Source organism: Streptomyces glomeratus (assembly GCF_021462825.1).
In the GTDB taxonomy this organism is placed as follows: domain Bacteria; phylum Actinomycetota; class Actinomycetes; order Streptomycetales; family Streptomycetaceae; genus Streptomyces; species Streptomyces glomeratus.
The window spans coordinates 138106-155969 of the sequence record NZ_JAKEEB010000005.1 but is presented as its reverse complement, the minus strand read 5'-3'; the positions used below and the strand labels follow the sequence as shown (position 1 = coordinate 155969).

Annotated in this window: 19 protein-coding genes; 6 read left to right on the top strand and 13 right to left on the bottom strand. The window is 71.5% G+C overall.

From position 1 onward, the window contains the following. Positions 1-81: 81 nt before the first annotated feature. Genes LZ604_RS08175 through LZ604_RS08165 form a run of 3 tightly spaced genes read right to left on the bottom strand, consistent with a single transcriptional unit; the run spans position 82 to position 1941 of the window. Positions 82-843 (bottom strand): DUF3710 domain-containing protein, encoded by a 762-nt coding sequence (locus LZ604_RS08175; protein WP_234513734.1) that lies wholly within the window; start codon positions 841-843, stop codon positions 82-84. Position 844: 1 nt separating this feature from the next. Further along, positions 845-1360: a dUTP diphosphatase gene (dut, locus tag LZ604_RS08170; protein WP_234513732.1), complete on the bottom strand. Its 516-nt coding sequence runs from the start codon at positions 1358-1360 to the stop codon at positions 845-847. Continuing rightward, positions 1357-1941 carry a PaaI family thioesterase gene (locus tag LZ604_RS08165; protein ID WP_234513731.1) on the bottom strand — a complete coding sequence of 195 codons (585 nt, stop codon included), beginning with the start codon at positions 1939-1941 and terminating at the stop codon, positions 1357-1359. The genes dut and LZ604_RS08165 overlap by 4 nt, the downstream gene beginning before the upstream one ends. 58 nt (positions 1942-1999) lie before the next feature. On the opposite strand from LZ604_RS08165, the gene LZ604_RS08160 reads away from it, so the two are divergent. Further along, positions 2000-2461 (top strand): DUF3093 domain-containing protein, encoded by a 462-nt coding sequence (locus LZ604_RS08160; RefSeq protein ID WP_234513727.1) that lies wholly within the window; start codon positions 2000-2002, stop codon positions 2459-2461. 39 nt (positions 2462-2500) lie between these two features. Here the strand turns inward: LZ604_RS08160 and LZ604_RS08155 are convergent, their stop codons facing one another. The 4 genes from LZ604_RS08155 to LZ604_RS08140 all read right to left on the bottom strand — a co-directional run bounded on the left by LZ604_RS08155 (position 2501) and on the right by LZ604_RS08140 (position 5997). After that, positions 2501-3400, bottom strand: a complete 900-nt coding sequence (locus tag LZ604_RS08155) for a hypothetical protein (protein ID WP_234513725.1) — start codon at positions 3398-3400, stop codon at positions 2501-2503. Between the two features lie 13 nt (positions 3401-3413). Continuing rightward, positions 3414-3710, bottom strand: coding sequence for a DUF4193 domain-containing protein (locus LZ604_RS08150; RefSeq protein ID WP_003993510.1), 297 nt, complete (start codon positions 3708-3710; stop codon positions 3414-3416). Between the two features lie 395 nt (positions 3711-4105). Next, on the bottom strand, positions 4106-5338 hold the full coding sequence (locus tag LZ604_RS08145; RefSeq protein ID WP_234513982.1) for a sensor histidine kinase: 1233 nt from the start codon (positions 5336-5338) through the stop codon (positions 4106-4108). Positions 5339-5343: 5 nt separating this feature from the next. Next, positions 5344-5997, bottom strand: a complete 654-nt coding sequence (locus tag LZ604_RS08140) for a response regulator transcription factor (RefSeq protein WP_234513723.1) — start codon at positions 5995-5997, stop codon at positions 5344-5346. Positions 5998-6426: 429 nt separating this feature from the next. Between LZ604_RS08140 and LZ604_RS08135 the strand changes: the two genes are divergently transcribed. Further along, positions 6427-6600 carry a hypothetical protein gene (locus LZ604_RS08135; protein WP_234513720.1) on the top strand — a complete coding sequence of 58 codons (174 nt, stop codon included), beginning with the start codon at positions 6427-6429 and terminating at the stop codon, positions 6598-6600. A gap of 135 nt (positions 6601-6735) precedes the next feature. Here LZ604_RS08135 and LZ604_RS08130 read toward each other — a convergent pair whose 3' ends face one another. After that, positions 6736-7554: an inositol monophosphatase family protein gene (locus tag LZ604_RS08130; protein ID WP_234513717.1), complete on the bottom strand. Its 819-nt coding sequence runs from the start codon at positions 7552-7554 to the stop codon at positions 6736-6738. 8 nt (positions 7555-7562) lie between these two features. Then, on the bottom strand, positions 7563-8690 hold the full coding sequence (locus LZ604_RS08125) for a ferrochelatase (RefSeq protein ID WP_234513715.1): 1128 nt from the start codon (positions 8688-8690) through the stop codon (positions 7563-7565). 293 nt (positions 8691-8983) lie between these two features. On the opposite strand from LZ604_RS08125, the gene LZ604_RS08120 reads away from it, so the two are divergent. The 3 genes from LZ604_RS08120 to sepH all read left to right on the top strand — a co-directional run bounded on the left by LZ604_RS08120 (position 8984) and on the right by sepH (position 13122). After that, a complete protein-coding gene (locus LZ604_RS08120; RefSeq protein ID WP_234513712.1) occupies positions 8984-10222 on the top strand; it encodes an MFS transporter in 1239 nt (412 codons plus the stop codon). Further along, on the top strand, positions 10182-11501 hold the full coding sequence (locus tag LZ604_RS08115) for a D-arabinono-1,4-lactone oxidase (protein WP_234513710.1): 1320 nt from the start codon (positions 10182-10184) through the stop codon (positions 11499-11501). Before LZ604_RS08120 ends, LZ604_RS08115 begins: the two co-directional genes overlap by 41 nt. Positions 11502-12084: 583 nt before the next feature. Continuing rightward, positions 12085-13122 carry a septation protein SepH gene (sepH, locus tag LZ604_RS08110; RefSeq protein WP_234513707.1) on the top strand — a complete coding sequence of 346 codons (1038 nt, stop codon included), beginning with the start codon at positions 12085-12087 and terminating at the stop codon, positions 13120-13122. A 196-nt stretch (positions 13123-13318) separates the two neighbouring features. Here sepH and LZ604_RS08105 read toward each other — a convergent pair whose 3' ends face one another. Further along, positions 13319-14164: a sulfurtransferase gene (locus LZ604_RS08105; RefSeq protein ID WP_234513705.1), complete on the bottom strand. Its 846-nt coding sequence runs from the start codon at positions 14162-14164 to the stop codon at positions 13319-13321. Between the two features lie 318 nt (positions 14165-14482). On the opposite strand from LZ604_RS08105, the gene LZ604_RS08100 reads away from it, so the two are divergent. Continuing rightward, positions 14483-15286, top strand: a complete 804-nt coding sequence (locus tag LZ604_RS08100) for a VOC family protein (protein WP_234513702.1) — start codon at positions 14483-14485, stop codon at positions 15284-15286. Positions 15287-15310: 24 nt separating this feature from the next. Here LZ604_RS08100 and LZ604_RS08095 read toward each other — a convergent pair whose 3' ends face one another. From LZ604_RS08095 to LZ604_RS08085, 3 genes are all read right to left on the bottom strand, one after another. Then, on the bottom strand, positions 15311-15961 hold the full coding sequence (locus tag LZ604_RS08095; RefSeq protein WP_234513701.1) for a thymidine kinase: 651 nt from the start codon (positions 15959-15961) through the stop codon (positions 15311-15313). A gap of 81 nt (positions 15962-16042) precedes the next feature. Further along, the gene (locus tag LZ604_RS08090) at positions 16043-17233 is read right to left on the bottom strand and encodes an alkaline phosphatase family protein (protein ID WP_234513699.1); all 1191 of its coding nucleotides are present in this window, start codon (positions 17231-17233) and stop codon (positions 16043-16045) included. Beyond that, positions 17233-17820, bottom strand: coding sequence for a DUF5998 family protein (locus tag LZ604_RS08085; RefSeq protein ID WP_234513697.1), 588 nt, complete (start codon positions 17818-17820; stop codon positions 17233-17235). Before LZ604_RS08085 ends, LZ604_RS08090 begins: the two co-directional genes overlap by 1 nt. Positions 17821-17864: the final 44 nt, after the last annotated feature.

The following is a 17864-nucleotide window of genomic DNA, read 5'->3' as shown; positions in this document are numbered from 1 at the left end:
GGATCGGTCTGGCATGCTCACACGGCCGAGGCCGCACCCACGGCGGGGTACGGCCTCGGAACGGTGGTGTCAGCGGAGCGGTCAGCGCACCTCGGTGATCTCGGGGCCGCGCTGCAACTGGCCCATGCCGCCGGAGAAACGGGACCCTCCGTCCTCCTGCTGCACACCCTCGGGCACCATCTGCGCGTCATTCGGCAGCTGAAGGACGATCGGGTCGCGCGGCGCCATCGGGGCCTCGCCCCGCACCACGACGGTGTCCCGGAAGATCTGCTCGAGCAGCCCGGCGGCCTGCGGCTGCACGGCTCCCTGGCCCGAGATCACACCTCGCAGGAACCAGCGGGGACCGTCCACGCCGACGAACCGCACGACCTGGAAACCGCTCGTGCCGTCCGGCAGCTGCACCGGCACCTGGGCCCGCAGCTCCCAGCCGAGCGGCCCCTCGACCTCGTCGACGATGCCACCCTGCTGGGTGATACCGCTGGCGATCTCCTCGCGGACCTCGCCCCAGATGCCCTCGCGCTTGGGCGCGGCGAAGGCCTGCAACTGGACGGCGCTGTCCCGCAGCACGACGGTCGCCGCGACGATCGCGTCACCCGCGACCTCCACGCGCAGCTCCATGCCCTCGACCCCGGGCACGAACATACCGCCCAGGTCCACCCGGCCCTCTCCGGGCTCGCGGACCTCGGACGCGTCCCAGGGGCCGTCGGGACGCGGCTCCGGTTCGAGCCTCACACGCTCACGCTCAACCTCTTCGTCCGCCTCAGTGTCGACACCGTCGACGACCTGCTCGGCCTCGCCGGCCGCGTCCTCGGCGGCACCCTTCTTCTTGCGACGTCCGAACACGTCACTGTCCTTCCCGGTCGGATACGACCGAAGCGTATCGATTCCCACCCGTTGCCCCGCCCACGGCGGCGTGACCGCCGGTGGACCCGAAGCCCCCCTCGGCCCGCGTCGAGTCGGGAAGCTCCGCGACCTCCTGGAAGCGGACCCTCTCGACCTGCTGGACGACCAGTTGGGCAATCCGGTCGAAGCGCTCGAACCGCACGGACTCGCGCGGGTCGAGATTCACCACGATCACCTTGATCTCCCCACGGTACCCGGCATCAACCGTCCCCGGGGCATTCACGAGGGCGACACCGCAGCGCGCGGCGAGCCCCGAACGCGGATGCACGAAGGCCGCGTACCCCTCGGGCAGCGCGACAGACACTCCCGTCGGCAGAACGGCCCGTTCACCGGGGCCGAGTTCGCAGCTCTCGGTGGTGCGCAGGTCCGCTCCCGCGTCACCGGGGTGTGCGTACGCCGGAAGTGGTACGTCGGGGTCGACGCGCCGGATCAGCACGTTCACGGGGTCGCTGCTCACGGGTTCACCTCGAAGGCTCGTGCGCGCCGAAGCTGGTCCGGGTCGCTCATGGCCGCCTTGATCTCCTGCGGACGGCCGTTGTCGACGAAGTGGTCGACCTTGACCTCGATGAAGAGGGCCTCGGCACGGATGGCGACGGGTCCGTCCGGTCCGCCGATCCGGCCGGCGGCCCTCGAGTAGATCTTGCGCCCGGCCACCGCCGTCACCTCGGCCTCCAGGTACAGCACGGTACCCACGGGAACCGGCCGTACGAAGTCGGTCTCCAGCCGCCCGGTCACCGCGATCGTGCGCAGCAGCCAGTTCAGCGAGCCGAGGGTCTCGTCGAGGGCGGTGGCGAGCACGCCCCCGTGGGCGAGGCCGGGTGCTCCCTGATGGGCGGGCTGGACCGTGAATTCCGCGGTGAGGGACACGCCCTCACCCGCCCGCGCCTGGAGGTGCAGTCCATGGGGCTGGTCCTCCCCGCATCCGAAGCACTGTCCGTAGTGCGCGCCGAGCAGCTCTCCGGGAGCGGGCGCGTCGGGGTGCCGCACGGCCGCCACGGCGTCGGCGGGGGGCGTCAGGGATGCGGAAATACCACTCACAGCCGCAGACCTTACCCGCGCGTGAACGCCTCGCGGACACCGTGCCAAGCTTGGCTCCATGCAGCCCTCCGCGTCGCCGTACGAAGAACGCCTCACCGCGCCCCGCTCCTGGTGGCTGATGTGCCTCCTGGTCGGTGTCGCCCTGGCCCTCGTCCTGGTCCCCTTCGGCACGCTGCCGCTGCTCGGCGGCCTGGTCGGCGGCACCGCGGCCTCGGCCGTGGTGGCCAGCTCGTACGGCTCCGTCCGCATCCGCGTGGTCGGGGACTCGCTCCTCGCCGGCGAGGCGAGGATCCCGCTGTCGGCGCTCGGCGACGCGGAGGTCCTGGACCAGGAGGAGGCCCGCGCGTGGCGCACGTACAAGGCGGACACGCGTGCCTTCATGCTGCTGCGCGCGTACATTCCGAGGGCCCTGAAGGTGGAGGTCACGGATCCGGCCGACCCGACGCCGTATCTGTATCTGTCGACGCGGGAGCCCGAGCGGCTGGCGGCGGCGCTCAAAGCGGCCCGGGCTCAGGCGTAGGGGGCGCACCGGCGGCCCCTGGGTGGTCTGTCCCCACGGTCAGCCGTCGAGCTCCAGGGGGTGCTTCGGCTTCTCCAGGGGCGGCAGTTCCGGGAGCGCCTCCCAGGGCACCTGGTGCCGTCGCAGATCCCTGCGGATCCGGGCCGCGAGCCGCCTGGTGTCGCGTCGGTTCATGACCGCTCCGACCGCGGCCCCGACCATGAACGGCATGAGGGTCGGCAGGTCCCGAACGACCCGCCTCATGATCTGCTGCCGCAGTTCCCGCTTCATCTGGCCGCCCAGGGCCGCGTCTATCGTCGACGGCTTGGTCACGTCGATCCCGCGCTCCCCGGACCAGGACCTCAGATAGGCGGTGCTGCGCTGAGTGAGGCTCCCGGGCGGTCGCAGGCCGTACACCTCGTGCAGCTCGGCGATCAGCTTCAGTTCGACCGCCGCGACACCGGTGATCTCCGCGGCCAGCTCGGTGGGCATGGCCGGCGGCACCGGCAGCATCGCGGCGGCGCCGACCCCGGCTCCGACGGTGGCCGTCGCCCTCGACGCGCCCGCCACGAGCTTGTCGGCCAGCGCCTCGGGCCCGAGCCCGGGGAACTGTCTGCGGAGGGTCTCCAGGTCCCGTACGGGGACCCGCGGGGCCAACTCGATGATCCGGTCGGCGAGGTATGCCAGGCCCGCCCTGGCCTGGCTGCCACCCTTGCGGACGCCTTCCCGGATACCGGCCCGGACGGCGGCCGCATGGCGACGTGCGAGGGGTGCCGGGGGGTCGGTCGGCACCTCGGGCCCCTCAGGGGCCGCTGAGGCGGGTGCCGGTTCGAGCGAGGCTGTTCCCTCGTCGGAAGAGCCCCGCTCGTCGTCACGCACGCCGTGAGAGCCGCCTGGCGGCTCGAGGTCCGCCCCCTTGCGGGGGAAGCGGCGCTTCCAAGGAGGGGTCGAGCCGATCACGGCCGACCCCGCCTCAGTCGCAGTCGCGGCAGATCGGCTGGCCGTTCTTCTCGCGGGCCAGCTGGCTGCGGTGGTGCACCAGGAAGCAGCTCATGCAGGTGAACTCGTCCTGCTGCTTGGGGAGCACACGGACGGCCAGTTCCTCGTTCGAGAGGTCGGCGCCCGGCAGCTCCAGGCCCTCGGCGGCCTCGAACTCGTCGACGTCGACAGCCGAAGCGGACTTGTCGTTCCGGCGGGCCTTCAGCTCTTCCAGGCTGTCGGAGTCGACATCGTCGTCGGTCTTGCGTGGAGTGTCGTAATCGGTTGCCATTTCGCTCTCCCCCTCTGGGTGTCTGCGGGTGTCTCCAGCGCACGTAACGCGTGAGAGGCCGGACTTGTGCCCGCCTCGAGGCGGAGATTTTGCCTCACATCAAGGTCTGTTACTCAATCGACACCCAACCGGACTCCTCAAGAGTGATCGGGTTGGATGGCGAAGCGGACCGTACACGGTCTCGCCGCCCCACTTCAAAGCCGTACCACCGTGTACTTCCCGTGATCAAGGCCCTGGAAAACCCGCATTTTCCCGGCTTTACGGGAGTCGCGGGATCACGGAGAGTAGATGGCCGGAAAGCTGCGCCTGTGATCGATCACACATGCGCCGCCGGGATCCGGCCCCCGAAAATTCCGCCCAAAGCGAACACGGTCGGCTGCCGCGGACACCGGGCCTCAGATCGGCAGCATGACGCGCATCACCAGGCCACCCCCTTCGCGGGGTTCTGCGCTGATGTGGCCGCCATGGGCGCGTGCCACGGACCGCGCGATGGACAGACCGAGCCCGACGCCCTTGTCGCTGCCCGTACGCTCCGTCCGCAGCCGGGTGAACGGCTCGAACAGATTGTCGATCTCATAGGCGGGGACGACCGGTCCGGTGTTCGCGACGACCAGGACCGCCTGGCCGTGCTGGATCAGTGTGGTCACGTCCACCCAGCCGCCCTCCGGGATGTTGTAACGCACCGCGTTCTGGACGAGGTTCAGGGCGATCCGCTCCAGCAGCACGCCGTTGCCCTGCACGACCACGGGAGCGCGCTCGCCGCGGATCTCCACGCCCTTGGCCTCCGCCTCGGCATGCACCTGGTCGACGGCCTGCGAGGCCACCTCGGCCAGATCGACGGGCTTGCGTTCCACGATCTGGTTGTCGCTGCGGGCGAGCAGCAGCAGGCCCTCGACGAGCTGCTCGCTGCGCTCGTTGGTGGCGAGCAGCGTCTTGCCGAGCTGCTGCAACTCCACGGGCGCCCCGGGGTCGGACAGGTGGACCTCCAGCAGCGTGCGGTTGATCGCGAGCGGGGTGCGCAGCTCGTGCGAGGCGTTGCCGACGAACCGCTGCTGGGCCGTGAAGGCCCGCTGGAGCCGCTCCAGCATGTCGTCGAAGGTGTCCGCCAGCTCCTTCAGCTCGTCGTCCGGGCCGTCCAGCTCGATCCGGCGGGACAGGTCCGAGCCGGCCACCGCACGCGCGGTACGGGTGATCCGGCCGAGCGGCGAGAGCACGCGGCCCGCCATCGCATAACCGAAGGCGAAGGCGATCACAGCGAGGCCGAGCAGGGCCAGCAGCGAGCGGCTGAGCAGATTGTCCAGGGCGTGCTGGCGCTGCTCGTTCACACAGGCGTTCATCGCGTCGTTGAGCTCGCTCGCCGACGGGCGGGACGGGAAGTTGCAGGTGTCACTCGCGACCTGCCCCGAGAGGATCTTGAACGGCAGCTCGCTGCCCACGTTGAGCGCGTGTGCCGCGAACAGATAGATGATCGACAGCAGCAGGATGCCGGCGATCAGGAACATGCCGCCGTACAGCAGCGTGAGCCGTATCCGGATGGTCGGGCGCAGCCAGGGGAAGGGGGGCTCCGGCCTGCGCGGGTCCCAGGTGGGCTTGGGCGGTGCCGTGGGCGGTGCGGGTGTCGTGGCCACGGTCATCAGATCCGGTATCCGGAACCGGGCACGGTGACGATGACCGGGGGCTCGCCGAGCTTGCGGCGCAGGGTCATGACGGTCACGCGCACGACATTGGTGAACGGGTCCGTGTTCTCGTCCCAGGCCTTCTCCAGGAGCTGCTCCGCCGAGACGACGGCGCCCTCGCTGCGCATGAGGACCTCCAGTACGGCGAACTCCTTGGGCGCGAGCTGGACCTCCCTGCCCTCGCGGAAGACCTCCCGGCGGTTGGGGTCGAGCTTGATCCCGGCGCGCTCCAGAACGGGCGGCAGCGGCACGCTCGTACGCCGTCCGAGGGCCCGTACACGGGCGATCAGCTCGCTGAACGCGAACGGCTTGGGGAGATAGTCGTCGGCGCCGATCTCCAGGCCCTCCACGCGGTCGCTGACATCGCCGGAGGCGGTGAGCATCAGGACGCGCGTGGGCATCCCGAGCTCGACCAGCTTGCGGCAGACGTCGTCGCCGTGCACGAGTGGGAGGTCGCGGTCCAGGACGACCACGTCGTAGTCGTTGACGCCGATGCGCTCCAGGGCGGCCGCACCGTCGTACACGACGTCGACGGCCATGGCCTCCCGGCGCAGTCCGGTGGCCACCGCATCGGCGAGCAGTTGCTCGTCCTCGACGACGAGTACGCGCACGTCGCTTGTCCTTCCTGTGTCCGCCCGTGCCGCCCGGGTGAAGGCAGCCCACGGGCGGGTCCGTTCGTGGGTGAGACCTCCATCCTGCCCTTTTCGGCCGTAAACCGGCTGTAAGACGGGGGGAAGGGAGTCCTGGGCGAGGGTCCCCGCGCAACGGCCCGGCGCGGGGAATGAAAAATTTTCTCGTCCGGTTGAGGTTTCCGCGGAAGGACGCTGGGGGAGGACGGCTTTACACCCCGCGATCACGCTCTGCATATGCCACACCACCATGTGGTCGGCTGCTCACCGCTTCCCGTAGAGCGGGCGTGGGTGTCCGGCACCGCCGCCGCCCAGCCAGGGCTGCGCTGGGCACCCAGGAGCTGTGATCGTCCCTTCTCAACGGCACACCCCCGTGCCACCGACCCACGACCCAGGACGAGGGGGCGCAGCATGGACGCATTCACCGCAGGACTTCTGCAGCGCATACGGGCAACCGAGTCCGACCTGACGCGTGCCCGCGAAACCGGCGACGACTTCCTTGCGGACGTCGAACAGTCGGAGCTCGACGACCTGCACCGCCTTGCCGCCGAGCACGGTGTGGAAGTCGGCGCGACGCGCGTCTGATCAGCTCGCTCGAAGCGGGGCCCCGGCAGATCCAGACCGGGGCCCCGCTTTGCGTTCGGCGCCGGGCGCACCGCAGCGGGTGACGGCTGTGCGGCGGCCGCTCCGCGTGACCACCGGCCGTGCCCGGCGGGCCGGTCAGTCGTGCCAGGCCCCCAGTTCGTCCAGCCTGGCCTGGAGCTGTTCGAACAGGCCCGGAGGGGCCGCGATCGTCAGGGCCGGGGAGAGCGGCTCGCCGGGGCGGCCGCCGGTCAGGGCGCCCGCCTCCCGGGCGATCAGGTCGCCGGCGGCGTAGTCCCAGGGGTTCAGGCCCCGTTCGTAGTACGCGTCCATGCGCCCCGCCGCCACATCGCACAGGTCGATCGCGGCGGAACCGCCCCGGCGGATGTCCCGCACCTCCGGGATCAGCCGCCGGGCCACCTCGGCCTGCCGGGCCTTGCGCTCGGCGAGATAGCCGAAGCCGGTGCCCACCAGGGCGAGCCCCAGCTCGGGCGCGGGGCGCACCCGGGCGGGGCGGTCGTTCACGAACGCGCCCTCGCCCCGGACGGCCCGGAAGATCTCCCCGCGCATCGGCGCATGCACCACTCCGACCAGAGTCTCCCCGTCCTGGCGGGCCGCGATGGAGATCGCCCAGCTCGGCAGCCCGTAGAGGTAGTTGACCGTGCCGTCGATCGGGTCGATCACCCATTCGACACCGCTGCGGGTCTCGACGCTGGCCCCCTCCTCACCGAGGAGGCCGTCCTCCGGCCTGCGGTCGGTGATCAACCCGGTGATCAGCTTTTCGGCGGCGATGTCCATCTCGGTGACGACATCGATGGCGCTGGACTTGGTCGCGGCCACCCCGAGGTCGTCGGGGCGCCCGTCGCGCAGAAAGGCCCCCGCACGGGTGGCGGCCTCCAGGGCGAGCTCCAGGAGTTCGGCCTTCAGCCGGCCGGACGGCTCTGACTGCTCGGTCACGGTGCTCCTCACACGTACGGGCTGTCGGCGCCCGCGGCGGCGGGCTTGGGGGTGCGGGCCGCACAGCAGCCCACCGGGCAGACGTTGTGGCTCGGGCCGAGCGCGCCGAGGGCGCACGGGGTCACCTGCTGCCCGCGCTCGGTCGCGGCGCGCTCGACGACCAGGTCGCGAATCGCGGCGGCGAACCGCGGGTCGGCTCCGACCGTGGCCGAACGGCGCACCGGCAGGCCCAGCTCCCCGGCCTTCGCCTTGGCCTCCGTGTCCAGGTCGTAGAGGACCTCCATGTGGTCCGAGACGAACCCGATCGGCGCCATCACGACAGCCGGGGCCCCGGCGCCGTGCAGCTCCTCCAGGTGGTCGCAGATGTCCGGCTCGAGCCACGGGATGTGCTGGGCGCCCGAGCGCGACTGGTAGACGAGCCGCCAGGGGTGGTCGACGCCGGTCCGCTCGCGCACGGCGTCGGCGATCAGCCGGGCCACGTCCAGGTGCTGCTTCACATACGCCCCGCCGTCCCCGTGATCCTCGACCGGACCGGAGGTGTCCGCCGCGGAGTCCGGGATGGAATGCGTGGTGAAGGCGATGTGGGCGCCGGCCCTGACGTCCCCGGGGAGGTCGGCCAGGGACTCGAGGACGCCCTCGATCATCGGCTCCACGAAGCCGGGGTGGTTGAAGTAGTGCCGCAGCTTGTCGATCCGCGGCAGCTCCAGGCCCTCGGCCTCCAGGGCGGCCAGAGCCCCCGCGAGGTCCTCGCGGTACTGACGGCAGCCCGAGTAGGAGGCGTAGGCGCTGGTCGCGAGGACCAGGACGCGGCGGTGACCATCCGTGACGATCTCACGCAGGGTGTCGGTCACATAGGGTGCCCAGTTGCGGTTGCCCCAGTAGACGGGCAGGTCGAGGCCGTGTCCGGCGAAGTCCTTGCGGAGGGCGTCGAGGAGCACGCGGTTCTGGCCGTTGATGGGGCTGACCCCGCCGAAGAGGAAGTAGTGCTGCCCCACCTCCTTCAGGCGCTCCTTGGGGATGCCCCGGCCCCGCGTCACGTTCTCCAGGAACGGGACCACGTCGTCCGGACCCTCCGGGCCTCCGAACGAAAGGAGCAGCAGGGCGTCGTACGGGCTGGCGTCTAGTGCGTCGGGCATGTCTACGATCCTGCCACCCACCGCCGACAACGCTTCCGCCACCCGCCCGCGCCCCGACGCTTCATCCGCGATCGACCGGGTGTTCAGGGTGAGGCAATCCCCGCGGCCCGGCCGGCGCCGGAGCGACGGCATGTGCGCCCCCCTGCTCCGGACGCCTCCCTCCGGACACCCTGGGCGTCCGAAGACCATGTCCGAACACTGGTGCGTCCATGGCATCCCGAATACGTTAGCGTTGCCTAACTCGTAAGGTACATGCTCCTATTTCACGCCTTACCGGACGCATCGGAGACTCCGTGCCCAGCCCCTACCGCGCCCTTTTCACCGCCCCCGGCTCCAAGAGCTTCTCCGCCGCAGGCTTCCTCGGCCGGATGCCGCTGTCGATGATGGGCATCGGCGTGGTCACGATGGTCTCCCAGCTCACCGGACGCTATGGGCTCGCGGGCGCCCTCTCGGCCACCGTCGCGCTGTCCGCCGCCGTCGTCGGCCCCCAGATATCGCGCCTGGTCGACCGGTTCGGGCAACGCCGGGTGCTGCGCCCCGCGACGCTCTGCGCGCTGACCGCGGCCGCGGGGCTGCTCCTGGCCGCCCATCTCGCCTGGCCGGACTGGGTCCTCTTCGGGTGCGCCGCGGGCATCGGCACGGTGCCGAGCCTGGGCGCGATGGTCAGGGCGCGCTGGGCGGCCCTGTACCGGGGCACCCCGCAGCTGCACACCGCCTACTCGTTCGAGTCGGTGGTCGACGAGGTGTGCTTCATCTTCGGGCCGATCATCTCCATCGGCCTGTCCACGAGCTGGTTCCCGGAGGCGGGGCCCCTCCTCGCCGCGTGCTTCCTCGCGACCGGCGTCCTCTGGCTCACCGCACAGCGCGGCACCGAGCCGGAGCCGCACCCGCGCGACCACCACACCGGTGGCACCGCGCTGCGCTCACCGGGACTCCAGGTGCTGGTCGCCACGTTCGTGGCCACGGGAACGATCTTCGGGGCGGTCGACGTGGTGACCGTGGCCTTCGCCGACGAGCAGGGTCACAAGGCGGCCGCCAGCGTCGTCCTGGCGCTCTACGCGGCGGGCTCCTGCGTCGCCGGCCTCGTCTTCGGGCTGCTGCGCTTCACGGGCGCCCCGGAACGCCGGTGGCTGCTGGGCGTATGTGGGATGGCCGTGAGTATGATCCCCCTCCTACTGGTCGGGAACTTGCCGTTTCTGGCCGTGGCGTTGTTCGTTGCGGGCCTGACCATCGCTCCCACCATGATCACGACGATGGCCCTCATCGAGCGGCACGTACCACGCGCGCATCTGACCGAGGGAATGACCTGGGTGTCCACCGGGCTCGCGGTCGGGGTCGCGATCGGCTCCTCCGTGGCCGGCTGGGTGATCGACGCGGCCGGCGCGAGGACGGGGTACGGGGTTCCGGCCGTGTCCGGGACCGTCGCGGTCGCGGTCGGTTTCCTCGGGTATCGCCGGCTCTGCAGGCCGGTTCCGCAGCGGGGAGGGTCCCATGAGCACCACAGCGAGCGGGAAGAGCGGCACATGGCGTAACTGGGCCGGGAACGTCACCGCCCGGCCCCTGCGGGAGATCACCCCCGCCTCGGTCGAGGAGCTGTCCGCCGCCGTACGCAGGGCGGCCGAGGACGGCCTGCAGGTGAAGGCCGTCGGCACGGGGCACTCCTTCACGGCCGCCGCTGCCACCGACGGCGTATTGATACGCCCTCAACTGTTGACCGGCATACGCAATATCGATCGTGAGGCCGGAACGGTCACCGTCGAGGCGGGCACCCCCCTCAAGAGACTCAATGTGGCCCTCGCGCGCGAGGGACTGTCGCTCACGAACATGGGCGACATCATGGATCAGACCGTGTCCGGAGCCACCAGCACCGGCACCCACGGCACCGGCCGCGACTCGGGTTCGATCGCCGCCCAGATCAGGGCACTCGAACTGGTGACGGCGGACGGCTCGGTGCTCACCTGCTCCGAGAAGGAGAACCCGGAGATCTTCGCGGCCGCGCGCGTCGGCCTCGGCGCCCTGGGGATCATCACCGCGATCACCTTCGCGGTGGAGCCGGTCTTCCTGCTCACGGCCCGCGAGGAGCCGATGCCCTTCGAGAAGGTCCTCGCCGAGTTCGACGAACTGTGGGCCGAGAACGAGCACTTCGAGTTCTACTGGTTCCCGCACACCGGGAGCACCAACACCAAGCGCAACAACCGCAGCGCCGGCCCCGAGAGGCCGGTGGGGCGACTGAGCGGCTGGTTCGAGGACGAGTTCCTCTCCAACGGCGTCTTCCAGGCGGCCAACTGGGTCGGCCGCGCCGCCCCCGCCACCATCCCGGCGATCGCCCGGATCTCCAGCCGCGCCCTGTCGGCCCGTACCTACACCGACATCCCCTACAAGGTCTTCACCTCTCCGCGGCGAGTGCGGTTCGTGGAGATGGAGTACGCCGTCCCGCGCGCGGCCCTGGTGGAGACACTGCGCGAGCTGAAGGCCATGGTCGAACGCTCGAACCTGCGCATCAGCTTCCCCGTGGAGGTCCGCACCGCCCCGGCCGACGACATCACCCTGTCCACGGCGTCCGGGCGGGACAGCGCGTACATCGCCGTACACATGTTCCGCGGTACCCCTTATCAGGCATACTTCACGGCCGCCGAGCGGATCTTCACCGCCCACGAGGGACGGCCGCACTGGGGGAAGGTGCACACGCGCGACGCGGAGTACTTCGCCCGGGCCTATCCGCGCTTCGGCGAGTTCACCGCCGTGCGGGATCGGCTCGACCCGGACCGGCGTTTCGCGAACGACTACCTCCGCCGCGTCTTGGGCTCGTGACGGGCGCTCATATCCAGCCGCTTCGCCCGGGTTTGCCGCTCGGATTCCGCTTCGGCACCCACATCCGCTTCCGCGCGTCCACCGCGCACGGCAACCGTCCCCCCTCGGCCGCCCGTACAGGCTCGCCCGACTCCTCAGAGGTGATCGTCCGCACGCGCGGACAGGGGGCGGGGGCCCTCACCATTGGTTCCGTTTCAGGCGGTTGGGTGAGGTGTGCCACGTTTGACGGCCATGAAAACGGCGCATCGGGCGGCCAACTCGCGCAGCTTGCCAGAAGTTGGGCGGCGCGCCGATCCACGGAGGTGGCCCGAATGGAGTACTGTTGCGAGCCCTGGGTCCGGCCTCCCGCCAGGGTGTCCGAGGCCTTGCTGGACCGCCGGGAGGGGGCTAGTTGCACAGGGTGACGCAGTTGGTCACTTAGCGTTGCGAATAGGTAACCGTGCCATAACGGCGATCCAGGGCCCGTGCCCGACACGCCGGGCAACTCGGCAAGGTTGTGGCAGGCTGCACCCGGGCAGGCCACACTCGACTAGCGGAAGCAGCGACGCACGTGACGTCGGCAGGCACCACCCGGGAGGTCCCCATGCCCGAACTGCGTGTCGTGGCCGTCTCCAATGACGGCACACGGCTGGTGCTGAAGGCTGCGGACAGCACGGAGTACACGCTTCCGATCGACGAACGGCTCCGCGCCGCCGTGCGCGGCGACCGTCCCCGCCTCGGCCAGATCGAGATCGAGGTGGAGAGCCACCTCCGCCCCCGAGACATCCAGGCGCGGATACGGGCCGGTGCGTCCGCGGAAGAGGTCGCGCAGCTCGCCGGGATTCCGGTCGACCGCGTGCGCCGCTTCGAGGGCCCGGTCCTCGCCGAGCGCGCCTTCATGGCCGAGCGTGCCCGCAAGACGCCCGTGCGCCGGCCCGGGGAGAACACCGGCCCGCAGCTGGGCGAGGCAGTCCAGGAGCGGCTGCTGCTGCGCGGCGCCGAGAAGGACACGGTCCAGTGGGACTCCTGGCGCCGCGACGACGGCACCTGGGAGGTCCTGCTCGTCTACCGGGTCGCGGGCGAGACCCACTCGGCCAGCTGGACGTACGATCCGCCCCGGCGACTCGTCCAGGCCGTCGACGACGAGGCGCGTTCACTGATCGGGGAGTCCGACGACCTCGCGGCGCCCGAACCCAGCTACCCCTTCGTACCGCGGATCGCGCGTCTGCCCCGCGAAGGCCGGCTGGACCGCGCCCTGGACCGCCCGGCGGAACGGCCCGTCCTGCCCTCGCAGGCACCCGAGCCCGCGGAGGAGAGCACCGGTGAGCGGGACTCGCTCACCAGCCTCCTGGAAGCGGTACCGAGCTTCCGCGGCGACATGGTCGTGCCCGAACGGCCCACGGAACCGCAGGAGGAGGCCGCCGAGGAGCCCGCGGCGGAGGAACCGCCGGCGCCCGCGGCCTCGGCCGGTTCGGCGTACGCCGACGTCCTCATGCCCCGCACGGTCGCCAGCCACCGCGATCGCCTCATCGGCGCGACGGACCGCCAGGCCGAGGCGGACGGGGTCCGTCCCGGTCGCAGGGCGGCGGTCCCCAGCTGGGACGAGATCGTGTTCGGGACGCGGCGCAAGAAGCAGGAGTAGGCGGCGCACCGCCGGGAGCAAGCGGACGCGCGGTCAGGGAGCAAAGCCGACGCGCCGTCGGAAGCGGTGGCCGCACCGTCGGAAGCGGTGGCCGCACCGTCCGGGGCGGTGACCACTCCGGCGCGGGGCCCGCGCGGTCGCGCGGCTACCGCACCGGTGTGGCCGTCCTGAGGCGGTCGCGCCGGCTACCCGGCGGTCATTGCGGGTCGGGGCCCACCGCGACCGGCCGGCTGCCGTTCGATGACCACTCCGACCACGAGCCCGCGTACAGTGCGGCGGGGGTCCCCGCGAGCGTCAGCGCCAGGACCTCTTGCGCGGCGGAGACGCCCGATCCGCAGTACACGCCGACCTCGGTGCCCTCCGTCACCCCGAGCGCCTTGAAGCGCTCGGCGAGTTCGGCGGCCGGCCGGAAGTGCCCGGTCTCCGTCAGGTTCTCCGTCGTCGGCGCGGACACCGCGCCCGGGATGTGACCGCCCACGGGGTCGATCGGCTCGACCTCGCCCCGGTAGCGCTCACCGGCCCGCGCGTCCAGCAGCAGTCCCGTGCGGGCGAGCGCCGCGGCGCCGTCGGCGTCGAGCACCCGCAGGGCACCCGGAACGGGCCGGAAGTCGCCGGGAGCGGACTCCTCGGTTCCGGAGGCCAGGGGCCCCTCCCAGGCGGGCAGTCCGCCGTCGAGCACCCGCACATCCGGGTGACCTGTCCAGCGCAGCAGCCACCATGCGCGCGCGGCGGCCCAGCCGGGTCCGCCGTCGTAGACGACGACCGGCCGGTCCGAGGAGACGCCAGCGGCCCGCATGGCCGTGCCGAAACGATCCGTGTCGGGCAGCGGATGCCGGCCCGCGGGACCGGGCGGATCCGCGAGATCGGCGTCCAGGTCCACGAAGACGGCACCCGGGATGTGCCCGGCCGCGTGAGCGGCGCGGCCGTCGAAGGGAGTGGAGCCGGCCGCGGCGGTGAGCTGCCAGCGGACGTCCAGGAGCGTCGGCGGACGCGGTCCCGCAAGGTCACTGGCGAGTTCGGATGCGGAGATGATGGCCTTCATGCCCCCATCCTTGCGTACGGGGTGGCCGCCCGGCCCGGCTCCGGCTACTCTGCTCCGCCGAACGGCCCGATCACTGATCGTGCGGGATCGGGCACACGCCGTACACCCGATCGACCGCACCCGGCCCTCACGCCGACACGGCAAGGACACACGGCTTCCGGCCGCCGCCTACCCGGGCGTCGTACCTCGGCGCGGCCGGGGCGCATGACGCGGACCGTGGTGCGAGCATCGGCACGGGCGTGCATCTGCGCGTGCGCGGAACATGCGCACGCGCTGGAAGCCGAGCGGCCACCACGAGGGGCCGAGAAGAGAGTGACGATGACCGAGGCGCGGAGACCGGCCGGCCCGAACGACACGACACATGCGCGGCACTCGCCCGGCACACCCTGCTGGGCGAGTCTGATGGTGCACGGGATGGCCGTGACCCAGGAGTTCTACGGGGCTCTGTTCGGCTGGGAGTTCCGGCCGGGACCCCGGCCGCTGGGACCTTATGTACGGGCCGTGCTCAACGGTCACGAGGTGGCCGGCATCGGCCGGCTGCCGCCGGACCGCCATCTGCCGGTCGCCTGGACGCCGTACTTCGCCTCGGACGACGTGGACGCGACCGCCGAGACGATCCGCAGTTGCGGCGGTACGGTCGCGGTCGGTCCGCTGGACGCGGCCGGGGCCGGACGTCTCGCGATCGCCTCGGACCCGATGGGCGCGGTGTTCGGCATCTGGCAGGCGGCCGGACACCTCGGCAGGGGCCTGACGGGCGTACCCGGGACACCGGCCTGGAACGAACTGCTCACCTACGACACTGAGGGCGTCGCCAAGTTCTACCGGACCGTGTTCGCCTCCGGACAGGAGCCGGTCCTGAGCGGCGGCCCCGACCGGGTCACCGTGTACATCGAGGGACGTCCGGTCGCCGGCATCCACGGCTTCGGCTCCGCCCTGCCTCCTGACCGTGGCCCGCACTGGATGACGTACTTCCAGGTCACGGATGTCGACGCGGCGGCCGTGCAGGTCGCGGCACTGGGCGGGCATGTGGTGCGGCCCTGGTTCGACACGGCCCTCGGACGTGTGGTCACCGTTGCGGACCCGGAGGGCGCGACGTTCTCGGTGGTCAGCCGGGCCGACTGAGCCTTCGGGTGAACCGGTGGGCCGTCAGGTGGACGACACGGGCAGGACGTCGGGGGAGAGAGCGGCCGCGCGGGCCGTGGCCGCCGTCATGCGGCGCCGGTGGTGGCGGCGGCACAGCACCTCGTAGCCGACCTCGTCCGCGGACTGGTTGACATCGCCGACGACCACCTGGGCGCCCTCGACCACCATCGCGCCGCCGACCGTGCGGGCGTTGTGGGTGGCGCGGGCGCCGCACCAGCACAGGGCCTCCACCTGGAGGACCTCGATCCGGTCCGCCAGCTCCACCAGGCGCTGGGAGCCGGGGAAGAGCTTGGTGCGGAAGTCGGTCGTGATGCCGAAGGCGTAGACGTCGAGGCCGAGGTCGTCCACCACGCGGGCCAGTTGGTCGATCTGTTCCGGCACCAGGAACTGGGCCTCGTCCGCGATCACATAGTCGGCGCGGCCGCCCTGTGAGAGACGGTCGACCAGGTAGGCGTAGAGATCCTGCCCGTCCGCGACCTCCACCGCGTCCGTCACCAGGCCGAGCCGTGAGGACAACTTCCCCTCGCCGGCCCGGTCGTTCCGTGTGAAGATCACGCCCTGCAGACCCCGCGCGGAACGGTTGTGTTCGATCTGGAGAGCCAGTGTCGACTTCCCGCAGTCCATCGTTCCGGAGAAGAACACCAGCTCGGGCATGGGAAATGGCGGCCTTTCGGGGCAGTGCGGAGGCAGGGCGGGATCGACGGGAGAGTGGGGGCGCGGGTGGGCGCCCCGCTCTCAGGTGCGGACTTCGAGCAGGGGCACGAGCTGTTCCACGGCCGTCATCGAGCCGTGGTTGCCGACCATCGACGACTCCTTCGGCTCCCGCTGCGACGCGATGAGGAGCACGTCGTCGTGGGCGGCCGCGACCACGTCACCGATGCGCGCGTACACCCGTTCGTCGATGTGGGGGCCGAACCAGCCGGCCGCGATCGCCTCGTCCCGCGAGGCGACCCAGAACTGCTCGCCGAGCACCTCGCGCCAGCAGGTCAGGACGTCGTTCTGGGCGCCGGGCACGGCGTAGACGTGCCGGGCGCGTCCCTCACCGCCGAGCAGGGCGACTCCGGCGCGCAGCTCCCAGTCCTCGTCGAAGTCGATGCGGTGCCGCTCGTCGAACGGGATGTCGAGCATGCCGTGGTCGGCGGTGACGTACAGCGCGGCGCGCGGAGGCAGCTGCTCCGCCAGGCGCTGGGCGAGCCGGTCGACGTACATGAGCTGGCCGCGCCAGGTGTCCGAGTCGACGCCGTAGCGGTGGCCGGCCCCGTCGAGCTCGGCGTAGTACGTGTACACCAGCGATCGGTCGCCGGCGGCCAGTTGCTCGGCCGCCAGGTCCATGCGCTCTTCGCCGGTCAGCCGGCCGTGGAAGGTGCCGCCGCTGAGCGCGACCACGGTGAGGGGGGTGTGCTCGAAGGTGGGGGAGGTGACCTGGGCGGTGTGCACACCGGCCGCGTCGGCGAGCTGGAAGACGGTCGGGTAGGGCTGCCAGGCGTGCGGGTCGGTCCAGGGCTGCCAGCGGAGCTGGTTCATCAGCTCGCCGGTCGCCGGGTTGCGGACCGTGTATCCGGGCAGGCCGTGCGCGCCCGGCGGCAGACCGGTGCCGACCGAGGCCAGCGAGGTCGCGGTGGTCGCCGGGTAGCCCGCGGTGAGGGGGCGGCCGGTGCCGCCGCGGGAGGACGCCAGCAGCGAGGTGAGGAACGGCGCCTCGTCGGGGTGCGCCTTCAGCTGCTCCCAGCCGAGACCGTCGATCAGGAAGACGCAGTTGCGGTCGGCGGCGGCCAGTTCCGTTATCGCGGGGGTCTGGCCCGCCACTCCCATGCCCGCGGCCAGGGTGGGCAGGAGGTCGGCGAGGGAACCGGATCCGTACTGGGGCAGGGGCGCGGACCCGGCGGCGAGCGGCTCCGGGTCGTCCTCCCAGGTGGGCAGCGCCATCAGCGGGTCGTATCCGCGGTCGCCTCGGAGAGGGACTGCGCGAAGGCGAGCGCCTGGCGCACCGTCTCCGGGCCGTCCCCGGCCTCGCTCACGCGCAGGCTGAGGTCGTCCGCCGTCGAGCTGCCCGTGTAACCGTGGTCCGCCTCGCAGTTGGGGTCGCCGCAGGCGGCGGGCTCCAGGTCGATGCGGGAGACGGCGCCCCAGCCGATGGTCAGGACGACCTCGCGGGGCAGGGCGCCCGGGGTGTAGGACTCCGGGTTGGCGACCACGCGGCTGACGACGACCGACGAGATCCGGCCGAGCTTCACCGACTCCGTCGACGTGGTGGCGTACGGCGTCGGGGAGGTGTCGTCCGCGGCCTGTTCGTCGGTGTGGCTGACGATGAAACGGGTGCCGGTGAGGACCAGCACGGTCACGTGGCGACGCACCTCGTTCGCGTCGAACGTGGTCTCCTGGTGGACCAGGTACGACCGGATCGGCTCGCCGCCTACCGCGGCTTCCACCGCTTCGGCCACGAGAGCCGGGTAGTAGCCGCTGCGCTCGATCGCCGCGCGCAGCCCCTGGGTCGTCGTACTGGTCTTGGCCATGACGTCCATCCTACGGGGGCGCACTGACTGCGAGGCACCGCTTG